Genomic DNA, 13,003 nt, shown 5'->3' with positions numbered 1-13,003 from the left:
CCTCAGGCCGCCGCGGCGATCGCGGCGCGCAGGACCGCGTGGTCCGAGAACGGCAGCGTCCGATCCCCCACGATCTGGCCGGTTTCATGACCCTTGCCGGCCACGACCAGCACGTCGCCCGGTCCGAGACGGCCGACGGCGCTGTGGATCGCCTCCGACCGGTCGCCGATCTCCTCGGCGCCCGGCGCCGCGTCCAGGATGGCCCGGCGGATGGCGGCCGCGTCCTCGGTGCGCGGGTTGTCGTTCGTGACGATGACGACGTCGGCGAGCCGCTGCGCGATGGCGCCCATCAGCGGCCGCTTGCCCCGGTCGCGGTCGCCGCCGCAGCCGAAGACCACGATCAGCCGGCCCGAAGCGAAGGGGCGGAGCGCGGCGAGCACGCTCTCCAGGGCCTCGGGCTTGTGGGCGTAGTCGACGAGGCAGAGGCCGCCCCGCGCCTCGCCGATCCGCTCCATGCGGCCGGGGACGCCGGTGAGATGGTCGAGGGCCGCCAGGACGCCGTCGGGATCGGCCGCCCCCGCCGGGGTAGCCAGTGCGAGGCCGGCCGCCACCAGGGCATTCTCGACCTGGAACTCGCCGACGAGCGGCAGGCGCAGTTCCCGGGCCCGGCCCGCGAACAGGATCCGGGCGACCTGCGCGAACCCCTCCGTGCGGACCGACTCGACCCGCAGGTCCCGGCCGCCCCGCCCGACCGTGCGGACCGGCCGGCCAGCGGCCTCGGCGGCGGCGATGACGCGCTCGGCGTAAGCGCCGTCGGCGTTGACGATGGCCGGGCGGCCCGGCGGCAGCAGCTCGGTGAACAGCCGCAGCTTGGCCGCGAGGTACTCCTCGATGCTCGCGTGATAATCGAGATGGTCCCGGCCGAGATTGGTGAAGCCCGCCGCGTCGAGGCGCACGCCGTCGAGCCGGCGCTGCTCGATCCCGTGGGAGGAGGCCTCCATGGCGAGGTCGGTGACGCCGTCCGCGGCGAGTTGCGCCAGCGTCCGGTGCAGCGTCACGGGGTCCGGGGTCGTGAGGGAGCCGTACTGCGCGCCGCGGTTGGTGACGATGCCGACGGTGCCGAGGCTCGCGGAGTCGCGGCCGAGACGCGCCAGGATCTGGCGGACGAAGTCGGCCACCGAGCTCTTCCCGGCGGTGCCGGTGACCGCCACCACGGTCTCGGGCTGCGGGCCCGCGAGGCGGGCCGCCGCGAGGGCGAGCGACCGGCGCGCGTCGGCGACCGGGATCCAGGCGACCGCGTCGGGCAGGTCGGCGGGACGAGTCCCCTCCCCGGCGACCGCGGCGGCGCCGCGCTGCGCGGCCTGCGCGGCGAAACGTCGGCCGTCGGCCTTCGTGCCGGGAACGGCGACGAACACCGTGCCGGTCGCGACCTGCCGGCTGTCGGCCGTGAGGTCCGAGACGGTCAGGTCCGCGGCGGGGCCAGCAGCCTCGGGGAAGAGGTCGGCGAGCCGCGCGCTCATCGCTGCACCCTCATCGATCCGATCTCACGGGCCGCCGAGCTGGTTGACGTGGTAGGCGTTGAGCTTGACCATCTGCGGGAACGGCCTCACCGGCGGCTCGAACTGCGGCGGCAGGCCGAGGATCGGCGCGACGCGCTCGATCACCTTGCCGGTGACCACGCCGGAATTCCAGGCCGCCGTGGCGTAGCCGCCCGATTCCGGGAGGCCCTGCGGCTCGTCCATGATCGTGACGAACAGGTACTTCGGATCGTTCATCGGCGCCGCCGCCATGAAGGTCGTGAACAGGCGGTTGTGGATGTAGCGGCCGCCGATGACCTTCTCGGCGGTGCCGGTCTTGCCGCCCACGAAGTAGTACGGGACCGCCGCCTTCTTGGCCGAGCCCTCGGCGGCGTTGAGCCGCATGATGTAGCGCATCGCCTCGGAGGTCTGGCCCGAGAGGACGTGCGTGGCCCGCGCCCGCGCCGCCTCGGGTGTCGTCTTGAGGAAGGTCGGCGTCATCAGGTCGCCGCCGTTGGCGATGGCCGCCACCGCGGCCGCGGCCTGGATCGGCGCCACCGCGATGCCGTGGCCGAACGCGATGGTGATGGTGTTGATCTCGGTCCAGCGGGACGGGACGATCGGCGCCGCGCTCTCCGGCAGCTCGGTGCGCAGCCGGTCGAGCAGGCCCATCTTCTTCAGGAAGGCCTTGTGGCCGGGGACGCCGACGCCGAGCGCCATCTTGGCGGAGCCGATGTTGGAGGAGTGGGTGAACACCTCCGGCATGGTGATGACGCGGTTCGTGCCGTGGTACTCGTGGATCTTCTGCCGGCCCCAGTTCAGCACGCCGCCCCGGGTGTCGAAGGTCGAGTTGACGTTGTACTTGCCGGAATCGAGCGCCATGGCGAGCGTCATCGCCTTGAAGGTCGAGCCCATCTCGTAGACGCCGACATTCATCCGGTTGATGCGGTCGGGCGAGAGCGCGTCCTTGGGGTCGTTCGGGTCGAAATCCGGCATGGAGACGAGCGCGATGACCTCGCCGGTCTTCACGTCGAGGATCATCGAGGCGCCGGCCTTGGCCTTGAAGTGATCGATGCCCCAGGCCAGCTCGTCGCGCACGGCGAACTGCGCGCGCAGGTCGAGCGAGAGCTGCACCGGCTTCAGGTCGGCCTGCTTGTTGATCAGCCCGAAGCTGTTGAGGGCCTGCAGCCCGGTGGAGTCGATGTACTTCTCCATGCCGGCGATGCCGATGCCGTCGAGGTTCGTCGCGCCCAGGATGTGGGCGGCCGCGACGCCGTTCGGGTAGACCCGCTTGTGGTCGGGCAGGAAGCCGATGCCGGGGATGCCGAGCCGGTGGACCTCGGCCTGCTGTTTCGGGGTCAGCTCGCGCTTCACCCAGACGAAGCCCGCGCCCTTCTTGTCCTTGCGCTGCGTCAGCTTGGCGCGCAGCTCGGAGGCGTTGAGTTCCGGCAGGACGGCGGTGAGCAGCTCGACCGCCTCGTCCTTGTCGTAGATGTTGCCCGGCTCGGCGAAGACCGAGACCGTGCGGATGTCGGTGGCCAGGATCTCGCCGTTGCGGTCGATGATGTCGGGCCGGAAGGCGGTCGAGGACGCGGCCGCGACCCGGTGCTCCTGGCTGGGCGGCTCCCCGAAGATCGCCATCATCAGGAGCTTGGCCGAGATCGTCCCGAACACGCCGACGAAGACCAGCCCAACCATCGCGACCCGCAGGTGCGAGCGCTCGATCGCCAGCCGGAACATGCTGCGCAGGAGCGCCTTGGCGCGGTCGGCGCGCGGCTCGGGCTCGCGCGCCTCCTCCTCCAGGGGGCGCGGCGCGCCGGCGGCATGCGCCAGCGCGGCGGCTTCGAGCAGCGCCGCCTCGTGGTCCGACACGGCGGGCTCGACCGCCGGGTCTAGGGTCTCGTCGGCGTGATCGGACACGGGGGTTTACCTCGAAGCCGTCGTCGGGGTGCGGGTCGTGGTGACGGTGCGGGTGATCGAGCCGGTCGTGCGCGGCTCGATCGCGCCCTTGTCCTTGGGCGTCGCCGTGGCGGCGAGCAGACGGCCGATCTCGTCGCCGCGCTCCGGCCGGGCGGGCAGATCCGAGAGGCGCGCCAGGTGGCTGGTGCCGATCGGCTCCAGGGCGAGATGCTTGTCGACGGCCGCCTGGAGCCGGTCGGGCCGCGTCAGGAGCTGCCACTCGGCGCGCAGCACGGCGATCGCCTGCCGCTCCTTGTGCAGGGCGGTCTGGAGCTTCGAGACCTGACCGCCCTGGTAGAGCGTGTCGTACTTGATCGAGTAGGCGTAGATCGCCGAGGCGACGAGGCCGGCCACCGCCAGCAGGTTCAGGAGGCGGATCATCGGCGATGGCCTCCGCGGGCCGCGTCGGGCAGGCTCGCCAGCGCGGTCAGCGCGGCCAGCGGCTCGGGAACGTCGGATTCGGTGCGCTCCGCGGCCCGGAGCTTGGCCGAGCGCGCGCGCGGGTTGCGGGCGGTCTCGGCCTCGCCCGGCAGGACCGGGCCCTTCGTGACGGGACGGAAGCTGCGGACGGTCTCGACCGGGCCCCCGGGCAGGTGGCGGGAGCCCTGCTGGGAGCGACCGCTGCGCGCCGCGAAGAACTGCTTGACGATGCGGTCCTCGAGCGAGTGGAACGTCACGACGGCGAGCCGGCCGCCGGGCCTGAGCACGCGCTCGGCCGCGTGCAGGGCACGGACCAGCTCGCCGAGCTCGTCGTTCACGGCGATCCGCAGGCCCTGGAAGGTCCGCGTCGCCGGGTGGATGTGGCTGCCGGGCTCGGTCCGGACCACGCCAGCGACGAGTTCGGCCAGCTGCGCGGTGGTCTCGATCCGCCCGCGGCGCCGCGCCTCGAGGATGGTCCGGGCGACCGCGCGCGAGCGCCGCTCCTCGCCGAAATGGTAGATGATGTCGGCCAGAACGGTCTCGTCGGCCTCGTTCACGAGGTCGGCGGCGCTCGGCCCGTCGCAGGCCATGCGCATGTCGAGGGGGCCGTCGCTGCGGAACGAGAAGCCCCGCTCCGGCGCGTCGAGCTGCATCGACGAGACGCCGATATCGAGGACGACCCGGTCGACCTGCGCGATGCCGGCCTCCGCGAGGAGGCTGTCGAGGTCGCCGAAGCGGCCGGAGAGGAGGCGCAGGCGCCCGCCGGACTCCGCGACGAGCGCCTGTCCGCCCGCGATGGCCGTGGGGTCACGATCGATCGCGACGACCTGCAGGGCCGGATCCGCCGCGAGGAGCGCGCGGGTGTAGCCGCCGGCACCGAACGTGCCGTCGACCGCGATCCCGCCCGCGGTGCCGAGCGCGTCGACGACTTCCGCGAGGAGGACGGGGACGTGCGGTTCAGCCGCCGCATCGCCGCCGCCGTGGCGGGGCGAACTCTCGGGGGAGGAGCGGCGCCGAGTCATGACCGTCTCGACGCGCCGGCGCGCCGTGGCGCGCGCGGATGGGCGGATTGTCGGCGCGTCCCGGAAACCCGGGCGCGGATGCGGCTCGTGCGTCTCATGGTGCCCTGTGCCGGGCCGCGCGAGCGCGGCGCGCGTGACGGGAACGGCACCGGATGCGGAGCGCGCAAGACGCCGCGCACGGACGGGACCTGCGCGATGGCAGGGTGCGCCCGGCGATCCGATACACGCCGTTGACGGGAGGATGCCGGGTATCATGGGCCTCGGAGGATCGTCAACGCACAAGCTTGGCACTGCCGCGCGGACCGATCTGAACCCGGCAAGGTTAACCGAAGGTTTTTGCCGCCGCGGAATCTTCGGCGCGCCGGCCGCCCGCGCGGGAACGCCGGCGGGGCGATAAAGCCTTGCAGGTGCAAGTCTTATCGGGAAGTGGATCAGCCGGCCTGTAAGCCGGGTTCTGTAGGGCCGGAGCGCTCGCGCGCGCCGGCGTGGCAGCCATTCCTCTGGGACGATCGTCGCCGATCGCCTCGAGCAACCAACCCGGGCGACTGGCCTGGAGAGCCGGCCTGCCCTTCTCGCGAAGGGCGCGCCGCCCCTATTCGGTCTTGCTCCCGGTGGGGTTTGCCGTGCCGTCCGCGTTGCCGCGTCCGCGGTGCGCTCTTACCGCACCCTTTCACCCTGACCCCGGACGGATCCGGGGCGGTCTGCTCTCTGTGGCACTGTCCCTGGGGTCGCCCCCGCCGGAGGTTATCCGGCACCGTCTCTCCATGGAGCCCGGACTTTCCTCCCCGAACGCTCGCGCGTCCGGAGCGGCCGCCCGGCCGGCTGATCCGCGGGCAGATGCGCCCGCGGGGCCGTCCGGGTCAAGGGCGCGGGCCCGCTACCAGGTGCCGGTGTTCTCCATGGACTTCCACGGCTCCTGCGGCTCCTTGGCGCCGCCCTTCTGGAGGATCTCGATGGAGATGCCGTCCGGCGACTTCACGAAGGCCATGTAGCCGTCGCGCGGCGGCCGGTTGATGGTGACGCCCTTCTCCTGCAATTTGGCGCAGAAGCCGTAGATGTCGTCGACCTGATAGGCGAGATGGCCGAAATTGCGGCCGCCCGAGTAGGTTTCCGGATCCCAGTTGTAGGTGAGCTCGATCAGGGGCGACTTGGTCGCCGAGGCCCGCTCGACATCGCCGGGCGCGGCGAGGAAGACGAGGGTGAAGCGGCCCTTCTCGTTCTCGACGCGGCGCACCTCCTTCAGGCCGAACGTGTCGACGTAGAAGGCGAGTGCCCGGTCGAGGTCGGCGACCCGGACCATGGTGTGCAGAAATTCCATCGGATCCTGTCCTGTTCTCTTCGAAGACGGACCACCGGCCCGCTCCGGCTGACTCGCCCCGCTAGCTAGCGGCCGGTCCGGCGGTGAGAAGGCCGTCCGATACAGACTCGGGACAATCGGGCCCGGGCGTTCGCGCGGTCGGACCCCGTCGAGCCGACCGGGCGGGCGTTTCGGCAGCCCCCGGCATCGTCGACCTGGCGGCGGGCCTCGCGCCGCGTGCGTCCCGTCGGCCCCGCCGCGAACTCCCGATCCGCCGGAGGAGAGACCCTTCGGCCGAAAGTATGGGCGCGTCTTACCCAGCAAGATGTAGCCCGGCTGCGACGGATTCGTCTTACTCGGTGGGATGATGAGAGCGGTTTCGAACGTCGGGGGCCGTGATGAGGACGCAGGGATCCGAGGGCGGCAAGCATGATGCACAGATGATCGGTCTCGATGCGGCACGATTCCTAGCCGCAATGCTGGTCATGGTCTTTCATCTCGGCGCCTACGCGTGGCAGGCGCCGCTCTCGACGGCCGGACGCGCCTTCGACTCCGCCGCAGCTTACCCCGGCCTGTTCGCCTGGACGTGGTTCGGATGGATCGGGGTCGAGTTGTTCTTCGTCATCTCGGGCTTCGTGATCGCCTACTCGGCCGAGCACGCGACCGCGCGCGCCTTCCTGCGCAGCCGCATCCTGCGCCTCGTGCCGGCGGTCTGGATCTGCGCCACGCTCACCGCCCTGGTCTCGCTCGCCATCGGCCGCATGGGGTCCGGTCGGCACGTGCTGCGGGCCTATCTCGACTGCGTCCTGTTCGTTCCGGTCGAGCCGTGGCTGGACGGCGTCTACTGGACCCTCGGCGTGGAGATCGCCTTCTACGCACTCGTCTTCGCGCTGCTCCGGCTCGGGCGATTCCGGAGCATCGGCCCGGTCTGCGCCGTGGTCGGCGGTGTGAGCACCCTCTTCTGGGTCGCGACCTTGGCCGTGCCGAACCCCCCTGCCCTGGCGGCGAACCGCGTGGCCGAGCTGACGCTCCTGCGCCACGGCTGCTTCTTCGCGCTCGGCGTCTTCCTGTGGTTGTCGCTCGTCAAGGGGCCGACGGCCGGTCGGCTCTGCGTGATCGCCGTCTGCGCCGTCGGGGCGCTCGTCGAGATCGGTGACGCGGCCGGGTCGTTCCTGTTCCAGATGGGCCGCAGCGAGGATCCGCTCCTCCCGCGCCTCGTCTTCGCGGGCTGCGTCCTGATGATCGTGGCCAGCGTGCGCGGCAACGCGTGGCTCCGCGCGCGGCTCGGCGAGCGGGGCTGCGCGCTGGCCCGACGGATCGGACTGATGACCTACCCGCTCTACCTCCTGCACAACGTCAACGGTGCCGCCCTGATCCACCGCCTCGTCGGCGGCGGGGTTCCGCCCTACGCGGCGCTCGTGGCCGCGTGCTGCGCCATGCTCCTGCTGAGCTACGCCGTGATGCGCTGGGCCGAGCCGTTCGTCCGCGCCCGCCTGTCCGCCACGCTCGACAGGGTCGGCCTCGAGCGGCCGCTCCGCGCGGAGGGCCGCCCCGCCCCGGGGCTCTGAGCCGGGCGAGGACCGCGCCACGCCGGCCGTTTCGACGGCTCCGATCGTTGCGCCGCGCGCTCCGAGGGACCAGAACGGGCCCGCCCCGCACCCGGAGTGAGCCGAATGCGCACCGAGACGCCGCCGCTGATCCGCCTCGAGGAATACCGGCCCAGCGACTACCTGATCGATCGCGTCGACCTCGACATCCGTCTCGACCCGCACGCGACCCGCGTCGACGCGACGCTGACGCTGCGGCCGAACCCGGCCGGCGTGCCGGCGGCGCCGCTCACCCTCGACGGCGACGATCTCCGGCTGGTCTCGGTCGCGCTCGACGGCGCGCCGCTGGCGCCCGACGCCTACGCGGCGACGCCGTCCGGACTGATCCTCCGCGATCCGCCGCAGCGGCCCTTCGCGCTGCGTCTCGTCACGGAGGTGGATCCGACCGCCAACACCAAGCTGATGGGCCTCTACCGGTCGAACGGCGTCTACTGCACCCAGTGCGAGGCGGACGGCTTCCGCCGGATCACCTACTTCCTCGATCGGCCGGACGTGCTGTCGGTCTACACCACGCGCATCGAGGCCGACCGGGCCGAGGCGCCGGTCCTGCTCGGCAACGGCAATCCTGTCGGGACCGGCGCGGCCGGGCCGGACCGCCACTTCGCGATCTGGCACGATCCCCACCCGAAGCCCGCCTACCTGTTCGCCCTCGTGGGCGGCCGGCTCGGGAAGGTCGAGACGCGCTTCACCACGATGGAGGGCCGCCCCGTAACCTGCGCGGTCTACGTCGAGCCCGGCAAGGAGGACCGGGCAGGCTACGCCCTCGACGCCGTCATCCGCTCCATGGCCTGGGACGAGACCGCCTTCGGCCGCGCCTACGACCTCGACGTGTTCAACGTCGTCGCGGTGTCCGACTTCAACATGGGCGCCATGGAGAACAAGGGCCTCAACATTTTCAACGACAAATACGTCCTGGCGAGTCCCGAGACCGCGACCGACGGCGACTACGCGGCGATCGAGGCGATCATCGCGCACGAGTACTTCCACAACTGGTCTGGCAACCGCGTCACGTGCCGGGACTGGTTCCAGCTCTGCCTGAAGGAGGGTCTCACGGTCTTCCGAGACCAGGAATTCTCCTCCGACATGCGCTCCCGGCCGGTGCACCGCATCGCCGAGGTGCGCTCCCTGCGGGCGCGCCAGTTCCCCGAGGATGCCGGGCCGCTGCGGCACCCGGTGCGGCCGCGGGCCTACGCGGAGATCAACAACTTCTACACGGCGACCGTCTACGACAAGGGCGCCGAGATCGTCCGGATGCTGCGGACGCTGATCGGTCCCGAGGCTTTCCGGGCCGGCATGGACCGGTACTACGCCGACAATGATGGCCGCGCCGCCACCGTCGAGGACTTCCTGGCGGCCTTCGCGGCGGTGACCGGGCGCGATCTCAGCGCCTTCGCCCGCTGGTACGAGCGTCCCGGCACCCCCCGCCTCGCCGTCGCGGCCGCGTACGATCCGGCCGCCGCCCGCTACACCCTCCGGTTCGCCCAGAGCCTGCCCGGCGGCGGCGCGGAGTCCGACGGGCCGCCCCTGGTGATCCCCGTGGCCCTCGGTCTCGTCGGGGCGTCCGGGCCGCTGGCGGGCGCGACCTGCCCGGACGTGCGGGACGGCGTCTACGTGCTCGACCGCCCCGAGGCCGAGATCGTGTTCGACGCGGTCGCCGAGGAGCCGGTCCCCTCGCTCCTGCGCGACTTCTCCGCCCCGGTGCGGCTCGACCTCGCCCTGACCGACGCGGAGCGGATGCGGCTCCTCGCGCAGGACAGCGACCCGTTCAACCGCTGGCAGGCCGCGCAGGACGTCGCTTTGCGGCTGACCCTCGAGCCAGACGCCGATCGGACGGAGGCGTTCGCCGCGGCACTCGGCCAGTTCCTCGAAGACGAGGCCCTGGCCGACCCGGCCTTCGCGGCCCTGGTCCTGGCGCTGCCGAGCGAGGGCGAGGCCGCCGACGCGGTGCCGGCCGACGTGGATCCCGACGCGATCCACCGGGCGCGATTCAACCTGCGGGCGCGTCTGGGCCAGGCCCTGCGGCCGCGGCTCGAATCGATCGACGCGGCGCTCGCGCCGGTGGCCGGTGCGCCCTACAGCCCCGACGCCGCCTCGGCGGGGCGCCGGTCGCTCCGCAACGCGGCCCTCGACCTGGTCGCCGCCGGCGATCCCCGGGAGGGGGCTGCCCGCGCCGCCGCGCGGCTGGCCGAGGCCACCAACATGACCGACCGGCTCGCGGCCCTCGGCACGCTGGCGCTGATCCCGGGAGAGACCCGCGAGGCCGCCTTCGCGGAGTTCGCGGCCCGCTACGCCGACGAGCCCCTGGTCCTCGACAAGTGGTTCGCCCTCCAGGCCCAGATCCCGGAGCCCGGCACCCTCGACCGGATCGCGCGGCTGCAGGAACACCCGGCCTTCACCATGACCAACCCGAACCGCGTGCGGGCGCTGATCGGGAGCTTCGCGTTCGGCAACCCGACCCAGTTCGCCCGGCGGGACGGGGCGGGATTCGCCCGCGTGACCGAGACGGTCGCGGCGCTCGATTCGACCAACCCACAGGTGGCCGCACGGCTCCTCACGGCCTTCGGATCCTGGCGCCGGCTGGAAAAATCACGCGGCGCCAAAGCGGTCGAAATGCTGAATGGGATCAAGGCGATCCCGGGGCTTTCCCGGGACACAGCCGACATCCTCGCGCGCACCCTCGGAGGCGGCTAACCGTCTGAACCTGCGGTAGAAATCGATTCTCGGGCTCCCAGGCAACACCTGGGTTCCGTCAAGCCCTTATGGTAAAAAATCCGTGGACAAACTGCCCCCCGAAGTGATTGTATTCAGTCAGATTCGGGGGGCCTTCGGGGGCCGGGTGCCCACACCGGATCACAGTTCCCACGGGCGAGGTTCGGCCATGCCGGAGGCGGCTTCCGCTTCCTTCTCCGCGCGTGCGGATTCGAGTCTCACGATCTCGTGGCCCATGCGGAGCCGGGATCCGCGGCTCGGCCAGGCCGAGCGCTGGCTGCGCTACGCCGTGCCGGGAACGCTCGCGGTGTTCCTGGCCTGCCTCGTCGGGCTCGCCACCCTCCATATCCAGGGCCAGCGTGCCGAGATCCTGGCGGGCGCGAAGGCCGAGGTCGAAGGCTTCGCTCGTCTGGCCGCGCGGGCGGTGGATCCGGCCGGCACCGTGGCGGAGGACCTGCGCGCCCTGATGCCGGAGAGCGAGCGGCATCCCGGCCGCCGCCTGCTGGTGGTCCGCCCCGACACCCGCATCGTCGCCGCCCATCCGCCGCTGCCGGCCGACCGCACGACCCTCTCGGCGGTGCTCGGCGAGAGCGAGCCGCTCTCCGGCCTCGGCGAGCGCGCCGGCGCGATGGCCCTCGAGCTTCCCGGCGGCGAGAGCGTGCTCGCCGCGGTGCACAGCCTGCCCGGCGGCGCGGGACAGGTGGCGGTGCTCCAGCCCATCGAGCCGCTGCTGCGCGGCTGGAGCGCCCGGACCCGCGACCAGATCGTCCTGATCGCCGCCGCCGCCATCGTGATCGTCGGAGTCGGGCTCGCCTACGGCCTGCAGACCCGCCAGGCCGCCCGCGCCGACCGGGCCCGCGAGCAGATCCGCGGCCGCCTGGAGACCGCCCTGCGCCGGGGCGCCTGCGGGCTGTGGGACTGGGACATCGCGCGCGGCCGGATCTACTGGTCCGATTCGATGTACACGCTGCTCGGCTACAGGCGGCAGCACGAGTACCTCTCGTTCGGGGACGTCAACGGCCTGGTCCATCCCGACGACGGCGACCTGTACAGCCTCGCCCGGGGGCTCGCGGCCAACCAGACGCATATCGATCACGCCTTCCGCATGCGCGGTGCCGACGGGGCCTACGTCTGGCTGCGCGCCCGCGCCGAGGTCGTGGCGGACGCCGCCGACGGCGGCCGCCACCTCGTCGGCATCGCCAACGACATCAGCGAGCAGCGGGCCCTGGAGGAGACCAACGCCGCGGCCGACATGCGCCTGCGCGACGCCGTCGAGGCGATCTCGGAGGCCTTCGTGCTCTGGGATACCGGCAACCGCCTGGTCCTGTGCAATTCGAAATTCCGCCACCTCCACGCCCTGAGCCCCGAGGATGCGCAGGCGGGCCGGAGCTACACGGACGTGATGGGACGCGGCGTGCTGCCCCAGGTCCGGCGGGAATCGCCCGAGGCCGGGATGGCGCTGACCGACATTGCGGCCCGCACCTTCGAGGCGGAACTCGCCGACGGCCGCTGGCTGCAGATCAGCGAGCGGCGCACGAAGGACGGGGGCTACGTGTCGGTCGGGACCGACATCACCAGCCTGAAGCGCAACCAGGAGCAGCTCCTCGCCTCCGAGCGCGAGCTGATCGAGACCGTCAAGGACCTCAAACGGTCCCGCCGCACCCTCGAACTCCAGACCCAGCAGCTCGCGGATCTCGCCGAGCGCTACCTCGACCAGAAGGCGGCCGCCGAGGCGGCCAACCAGGCCAAGGCCGAGTTCCTGGCCAATATGAGCCACGAGCTGCGCACCCCGCTCAACGCCATCATCGGCTTCGCCGACGTGATGGAGAACGCGGTTCTCGGGCCGCTCGGCACCCCGCGCTACACCGAGTATTGCCGCGACATCCGCGAGAGCGGTTCGCACCTGCTGTCCATGATCGACGACATCCTCGACATGGCCCGGCTGGAGGCCCGGCGCGTGCGCCTGAGCCCCAGGGCGATCTCCGCCGAGACCGCGATCAGCGCGGCCCTCGCGCCCGTCGAGGCGGCCGCCCGCGAGAAGGCGATCACCGTCAGCGTCGACGTCGTGCCCGGCCTCGAGCTGCTGGCCGATCCGCAGGCGATCCGGCAGATCCTCGCCAACCTCGTGCAGAACGCCGTGAAGTTCACGCCCGCCGGCGGCCGCGTCGCCGTCCGGGGCCGCCGCGCCGGCGCGTGCACACACCTCTATATCGAGGACAACGGCATCGGCATCCCGACTTCCGACCTCGCCCGCCTCGGCCGGCCCTTCACGCAGGTCGAGCGGCAGATGACCCGGTGCCACAAGGGTTCGGGCCTGGGCCTCGCCATCACCCGCTCGATGGTCGAGCTCCACGGCGGCTCGCTCCGGATCCGCTCCGAGGAGACGGTGGGCACCATCGTGCTCGTCCGCCTGCCGGCCACGCCGGCCGAGCGCGAGGCCGGCGTTCCGGCCGGCTCGGCCCCTTCCGCGACGGCCGATTCCACGATTGTCAGGCGCGAGGCGCCGCGGGCGGGCCGTTCCGCCGCCTGAGC

General features: G+C 72.1%; 8 protein-coding genes and 1 other RNA gene. 3 read left to right on the top strand and 6 right to left on the bottom strand.

Annotated elements, in window-relative coordinates:
• Nucleotides 1-2 precede the first annotated feature (2 nt).
• From ACQKQD_RS25255 to ACQKQD_RS25230, 6 genes are all read right to left on the bottom strand, one after another.
• Nucleotides 3-1,460 carry a UDP-N-acetylmuramoyl-L-alanyl-D-glutamate--2,6-diaminopimelate ligase gene (locus ACQKQD_RS25255; RefSeq protein WP_427509895.1) on the bottom strand — a complete coding sequence of 486 codons (1,458 nt, stop codon included), beginning with the start codon at nt 1,458-1,460 and terminating at the stop codon, nt 3-5.
• Between the two features lie 24 nt (nt 1,461-1,484).
• Nucleotides 1,485-3,329 carry a peptidoglycan D,D-transpeptidase FtsI family protein gene (locus ACQKQD_RS25250; RefSeq protein WP_376738867.1) on the bottom strand — a complete coding sequence of 615 codons (1,845 nt, stop codon included), beginning with the start codon at nt 3,327-3,329 and terminating at the stop codon, nt 1,485-1,487.
• Nucleotides 3,330-3,383: 54 nt separating this feature from the next.
• On the bottom strand, nt 3,384-3,797 hold the full coding sequence (gene ftsL / locus ACQKQD_RS25245) for a cell division protein FtsL (protein WP_012319332.1): 414 nt from the start codon (nt 3,795-3,797) through the stop codon (nt 3,384-3,386).
• Nucleotides 3,794-4,858, bottom strand: a complete 1,065-nt coding sequence (gene rsmH / locus ACQKQD_RS25240; RefSeq protein ID WP_427509894.1) for a 16S rRNA (cytosine(1402)-N(4))-methyltransferase RsmH — start codon at nt 4,856-4,858, stop codon at nt 3,794-3,796. Before rsmH ends, ftsL begins: the two co-directional genes overlap by 4 nt.
• A gap of 427 nt (nt 4,859-5,285) precedes the next feature.
• An RNA gene (gene rnpB / locus ACQKQD_RS25235) (RNase P RNA component class A) lies at nt 5,286-5,684 on the bottom strand.
• A gap of 51 nt (nt 5,685-5,735) precedes the next feature.
• Nucleotides 5,736-6,176: a VOC family protein gene (locus ACQKQD_RS25230; protein WP_056534063.1), complete on the bottom strand. Its 441-nt coding sequence runs from the start codon at nt 6,174-6,176 to the stop codon at nt 5,736-5,738.
• 419 nt (nt 6,177-6,595) lie between these two features.
• Here ACQKQD_RS25230 and ACQKQD_RS25225 point away from each other — a divergent pair, with 419 nt between their 5' ends.
• The 3 genes from ACQKQD_RS25225 (at nt 6,596) to ACQKQD_RS25215 (ending at nt 13,001) form a co-directional block, all read left to right on the top strand.
• Nucleotides 6,596-7,723: an acyltransferase family protein gene (locus tag ACQKQD_RS25225; protein WP_427509893.1), complete on the top strand. Its 1,128-nt coding sequence runs from the start codon at nt 6,596-6,598 to the stop codon at nt 7,721-7,723.
• Between the two features lie 105 nt (nt 7,724-7,828).
• Entirely contained in the window at nt 7,829-10,453 is a 2,625-nt protein-coding gene (gene pepN, locus ACQKQD_RS25220) for an aminopeptidase N (protein ID WP_427509892.1), read from the top strand.
• 253 nt (nt 10,454-10,706) lie between these two features.
• On the top strand, nt 10,707-13,001 hold the full coding sequence (locus ACQKQD_RS25215; RefSeq protein WP_427509891.1) for a PAS domain-containing sensor histidine kinase: 2,295 nt from the start codon (nt 10,707-10,709) through the stop codon (nt 12,999-13,001).
• The last annotated feature ends 2 nt before the right edge of the window (nt 13,002-13,003 follow it).

Source organism: Methylobacterium sp. NPDC080182, from assembly GCF_050281105.1.
Classification (GTDB): domain Bacteria; phylum Pseudomonadota; class Alphaproteobacteria; order Rhizobiales; family Beijerinckiaceae; genus Methylobacterium.
The sequence above is the reverse complement of the archived record's forward strand: the minus strand, read 5'-3'. Positions and strand labels throughout refer to the sequence as shown.

Excerpts from the sequence above, each read along its gene's own strand:
- rsmH (WP_427509894.1), bottom strand. The coding sequence starts at position 4,858 with ATGACTCGGCGCCGCTCCTCCCCCGAGAGTTCGCCCCGCCACGGCGGC.
- ACQKQD_RS25225 (WP_427509893.1), top strand. The coding sequence starts at position 6,596 with ATGATCGGTCTCGATGCGGCACGATTCCTAGCCGCAATGCTGGTCATG.
- ACQKQD_RS25230 (WP_056534063.1), bottom strand. The coding sequence starts at position 6,176 with ATGGAATTTCTGCACACCATGGTCCGGGTCGCCGACCTCGACCGGGCA.
- ftsL (WP_012319332.1), bottom strand. The coding sequence starts at position 3,797 with ATGATCCGCCTCCTGAACCTGCTGGCGGTGGCCGGCCTCGTCGCCTCG.
- pepN (WP_427509892.1), top strand. The coding sequence starts at position 7,829 with ATGCGCACCGAGACGCCGCCGCTGATCCGCCTCGAGGAATACCGGCCC.
- ACQKQD_RS25215 (WP_427509891.1), top strand. The coding sequence starts at position 10,707 with ATGCGGAGCCGGGATCCGCGGCTCGGCCAGGCCGAGCGCTGGCTGCGC.
- ACQKQD_RS25255 (WP_427509895.1), bottom strand. The coding sequence starts at position 1,460 with ATGAGCGCGCGGCTCGCCGACCTCTTCCCCGAGGCTGCTGGCCCCGCC.